This window comes from Pelomonas sp. CA6, assembly GCF_022549225.1.
Lineage (GTDB): Bacteria > Pseudomonadota > Gammaproteobacteria > Burkholderiales > Burkholderiaceae_C > Roseateles.
The window spans coordinates 1-5,098 of record NZ_JAKZFD010000022.1; the positions used below are offsets into that span (position 1 = coordinate 1).

At 73.8% G+C, this 5,098-nt stretch carries 1 protein-coding gene; it reads left to right on the plus strand.

Annotated elements, in window-relative coordinates; translation table 11 throughout:
- Window positions 1-5,098 (plus strand): non-ribosomal peptide synthetase (locus LZ017_RS21655; RefSeq protein ID WP_241399011.1); only part of this gene is annotated, 5,098 nt, incomplete at both ends.

Here is a 5,098-nt window from a genome sequence, read left to right on the forward strand (position 1 = left end):
GGCGAGGCCTTCGCGCAGCGGCCATACGAGGCGCCGCGGGGCGAGGTGGAGCAGGCCCTGGCGGGGCTGTGGGCGGAGCTGCTGCAGCTGGAGCGGGTGGGGCGGCAGGATCATTTCTTCGAGCTGGGCGGGCATTCGCTGCTGGCGGTGCAGCTGATCGAGCGGCTGCGCGCCCAGGGCTTGCGCGCCAGCATCCGCCAGCTGTTCGCGCAGCCCACCGTGGCGGGGCTGGCGCTGGCGCTGCAGGCCGGGCCGGCGGCGTCGCAGGCGGTGCCGCCCAACGCCATCCCGCCGGGCTGCGAGCGCCTCACGCCGGACATGCTGCCGCTGGTGGACCTGAGCCAGGACGCGCTGGACCGCATCGTCGCCCAGGTGCCGGGCGGGGCCGCCAACGTGCAGGACCTGTATCCGTTGGCGCCGTTGCAGGAAGGCATCCTCTTCCACCACCTGCTGCAGACCGAGGGCGACCCCTACCTGACCTCGGTCACGCTGGCCTTTGACACGCGCGAACGGCTGCAGGCCTTCGTCGACGCGCTGCAGCAGGTCATCGACCGGCACGACGTGCTGCGCACCGCGGTGCTGTGGCAGGGCCTGCCGGAGCCGGTGCAGGTGGTGTGGCGCCAGGCGCGGCTGGTGCTGCAGACGCCCGAGCTGGCCGACGGCGACCGGCCGGCCCAGCTGGCCGCGCTGGCCGACCCCGGGCGCCACCGGCTGGACCTCGGCCAGGCGCCGCTGATGCGCGGGCTGATCGCGCAGGACGACGCGCGCCAGGGCTGGCTGCTGCAGCTGCTGTTGCACCACCTGGTGCTGGACCACACGACGCTGGAGCAGGTCTTCCACGAGATGGCGCTGCTGCGCGACGGCCGCGGCGCCGAGCTGGCGCCGCCGGTGCCGTTCCGCGAGTTCGTCGGCCGCGTCCGGCTGGACGGCCGGGCGGCCGCGCACCAGGCCTTCTTCCGCCAGATGCTGGACGGGGTGGACCAGCCCACCGCGCCCTATGGCCTGATGGACGTGCAGGGCGATGGCCGTCAGGTCGACGAGGCGCAGCTGCAGCTCGACGCGGCGCTGTCGCGGCGGCTGCGCCGGCAGGCGCGCCGGCTGGGCGTCGGCGCGGCCAGCCTGTTCCACTGGGCCTGGGCCCAGGTGCTGGCCGCGGGCTCGGGGCGCGACGACGTGGTCTTTGGCACCGTGCTGTTGGGCCGCATGCAGAGCGGCGAGGGCGCCGAGCGCGCGCTGGGCCTGTTCATCAACACGCTGCCGCTGCGCGTGGACACGGCCCGGCGCGACCTGCGCGCCGCGCTGCGCGACGTGCACGAACGGCTGGCGCGGCTGGTGGACCACGAGCAGGTGCCGCTGTCGCTGGCGCAGCGCTGCAGCGCGCTGCCCATCGGCACGCCGCTGTTCTCGGCGCTGCTGAACTATCGACACAGCGCGACCCGCGCCGACCCCGCGGACGACCGCCTGCCCGGCTGGGGCGACGGCCTGCGGGTGCTGGCCGCGCATGAGCGCAGCAACTTCCCCTTCGGGCTGATGGTCGACGATCTGGGACAGGATTTTCTGCTCAGTGCCCAGGTGGCGCGCCCGATCGATCCGCGGCACATCCTGGCGCAGATGGACGCGACCTTGAGCGCCATGGCCGACGCGCTGGACGGCAACGGCCAGACGCCCGCGCGGGCGCCGGCCTGGGGCGTTGCCGCCGCGCCGGCGCCGGTGATGCCACCGGCCCCCACGGTCTGCCTGCACACGCTGTTCGAGCAGCAGGTGGCGCGCACACCGGCCGCGGTGGCGCTGTGCTTTGGCGAAGCGTCGCTGAGCTATGGCGAACTGAATGCGCGCGCCAACCAGCTCGCGCGCCATCTGCGCCGGCGCGGCGTTCGGCCCGACGACCGGGTCGCGATCTGCCTGGAGCGCGGGCTGTCGCTGGTGGTGGCCATCCTCGCGGTGCTGAAGTCCGGCGCCGGCTACGTGCCGCTGGACCCCGCCTATCCGGCCCAGCGGCTCGCCTTCGTGCTGCGGGACTGCGCCCCCGTGGCGGTGCTGACCGAGGCCGGGACCGCCGATCTGCTGGACCCGGCCGTGCCGCGCCTGCTGCTGGACGCGGTGGACCCGCCCTGGGCGGCGCTGGCGGACTCCGACCTGGACGCCCACCTGGATTCCGGCCTGGACATCGGCCCGGGTGCCAACGGGAGCGGCCCGCGGCCGCATCACCTGGCCTATGTCATCTACACCTCCGGCTCCACCGGGACGCCCAAGGGCGTGCTGGTGGAGCATCGCCAGGTCACGCGGCTGTTCAGCGCCACCGCGCCCTGGTTCGGCTTTGGCGCGGACGATGTCTGGACGCTGTTCCACTCCTGTGCCTTCGACTTCTCGGTCTGGGAGATCTGGGGCGCCTTGCTGCATGGCGGCCGGCTGGTCGTGGTGCCCCAGGCGCTGACGCGGTCGCCGGAGGACTTCTACCGCCTGGTCTGCCGCGAAGGCGTGACGGTGCTGAACCAGACGCCCAGCGCCTTCCGCCCGTTCATGGCCGCGCAGGCGAGCTGCGCCGAGACGCATGCGCTGCGCCACGTGGTCTTCGGCGGCGAGGCGCTGCAGGTCGCGATGCTCGCGCCCTGGTTCGCCCGCAACGGCGAACGCACCCGCCTGGTCAACATGTATGGCATCACCGAAACCACGGTGCATGTCAGCGGGCGCGCGCTGACACCGGCCGACGTCGAACGGGGCGGCAGCCCGATCGGCGAGCCCATCCCGGACCTGAGCCTGCACGTGCTGGACGCGCAGGGCCGGCCGACGCCGCCGGGCATCGTGGGCGAGATCCATGTCGGCGGCGCCGGCGTGGCGCGTGGCTACCTGAACCGGCCCGAGCTGGACGCGCAGCGCTTCATCGCCGATCCCAAGCGGCCCGGCGAGCGCCTCTACCGCAGCGGCGACCTGGCGCGCCGCACGCTGGAGGGGGAGCTGGAATTCGTCGGCCGCAACGACGGCCAGGTGAAGATACGCGGCTTCCGCATCGAGCTGGGCGAGATCGAGGCCCAGCTGCTGCAGCAGCCCGAGTTGCGCGAGGCCGTGGTGCTGGCCCTCGGCGCGGGCGATGGCGACGTGGGCGGCGCGAAGCTGGTGGCCTATGGGGTCCCCCATGACGGCATGGCCGCGCCGGACCCGGCCGTGCTGCGCGAGCGGCTGGCGCGCGTGCTGCCCGAGCATATGCTGCCCGCCCATGTGCAGCTGATCGAGCGGCTGCCGCTGACGGTGCAGGGCAAGCTGGATGTCGCCGCGCTGCCGGCGCCGCAGGCGCAGCATGCGCCGGGCGGCTATGTGGCGCCGCGCACGCCCACCGAGCGGGCCCTGGCCGCGATCTGGGCCGAGGTGCTGCAGCTGGACCGCATCGGCGTGCACGACAACTTCTTCGCGCTGGGCGGCGACTCGATGCGCACCATCGCCATCGTGTCGCGGGCGCGCGAGCGCGGGCTGGCGCTGGCGATCGAGCAGATCTTCCGCCATCTCTGCGTGGCCGGCATCGCCGCGGAGCTGGATGGGCCGCCGGCCCCTCCGCCTCCGGACGCCCAGGCCCCAACCGAGGCCGGCGCCTACGGGGACTTGTCGCTGTGCCCGGCCGTCGACCGCGAGCGCCTGCCGGACGGCGTGGAAGACGCCTACGCGCTGACCCAGCTGCAGCTGGGCATGGTGTTCCACAACCAGATGTCGGCGGACGCCAGTGTCTACCACGACGTGTTCAGCCACCACCTGCGGGTGCGGGACTGGGACGCGGAGTGCTTCCAGGCGGCACTGGACCTGCTGTCGCGCAGGCACGAGCTGCTGCGCACCGCCTTCGACCTGCGCCACTACAGCCAGCCGCTGCAGCTGGTGTATCGGGACGCGCGCGTGGTGGCGCGCCTGCAGGATCTCGGCGCGCTGGACCGCGCGGCGCAGGACCGCCGCATTGCCCAGTGGCTGGAAGAGGAGCGGCGGCAGCCCTTCGCGCCGGACGAGCGGCCCTTGCTGCGCGTCTTCGTGCATGGGCGCGGCGGCGACCATCTGCAGCTCACGCTGAGCTTCCACCACGCCATCCTGGACGGCTGGAGCGTGGCCAGCCTGGTGACCGAGCTGTTCCAGGTCTATGCCGACCTGCGGGCCGGGCGGCCGGTGAACCCGGCGCCGCTGGCCAGCCGCTTCCGCGACGCGGTGGCGCAGGAGCGGGCGCTGCTGCGGTCGGCGCCGGCGCGCGCCTTCTGGCAGACCCAGCTGGCCGGCCACACCGTGGGCCGGCTGCCGCCCCACGACGGGACGCGGCGCGGGGAAGGACATGAGGGCGGCGAAGTGGACGAGGACCCGGCCTCGCGCAGCGCCGCCGTGCCCCTGTCGGCCGAGACCGCGCGGCGGCTGGGCGCGCTGGCGCGCGCGCTGAACCTGCCGCTGCGCGCACTGCTGCTGGCGGCGCATCTGCGCGTGATGTCGGTGTTCAGCGGCGAGGAGGACGTGCTGACCGGCGTGGTCTCGCATGCGCGGCCGGCCACGCGCGATGGCGACAAGGTGCTGGGGCTGTTCCTCAACACACTGCCGCTGCGCCTGGCGCTGGCCGGCGGCAGCTGGCGCTCGCTGATCGACGCGAGCTTCCGGGCCGAGATGGCGCTGATGCCCTACCGCGCCTATCCCTATGCCCGCATCGTGCAGGACAACGGCCGCCGGCCGCTGTTCGAGACCGCGTTCAACTTCGTCAACTTCCATGTTTATGGCGACCTGGGGCGCGACGCGTCGCTGGAGTTCCTCGGCGGCACGGCCTTCGAGGCGACCAACCATGCGCTGAGCGTCAACGCCGCGCTGCAGGGCGATGCGCTGCAGCTGTCGGTGCAGCGCGATCCGGCGCGCTTGTCGGCCGCCCAGGCGCGGCGCATCGCCGAGGCCTTGGGCATGGCGCTGGACGCGATGGCGCGGGACCCGGAGCAGGACTACCGCGCCGCGGACCTGCTGTCCGACCCTGAGCGCGAGCAGCTGCTGCGCGGCTGGAACCGCACGCGGCAGGACTACCGGCAGGACCTGTGCGTGCACGAACTGTTCGAGCACCAGGCGCAGCAGACGCCGCGCGCGCTGGCGCTGCAGGCGG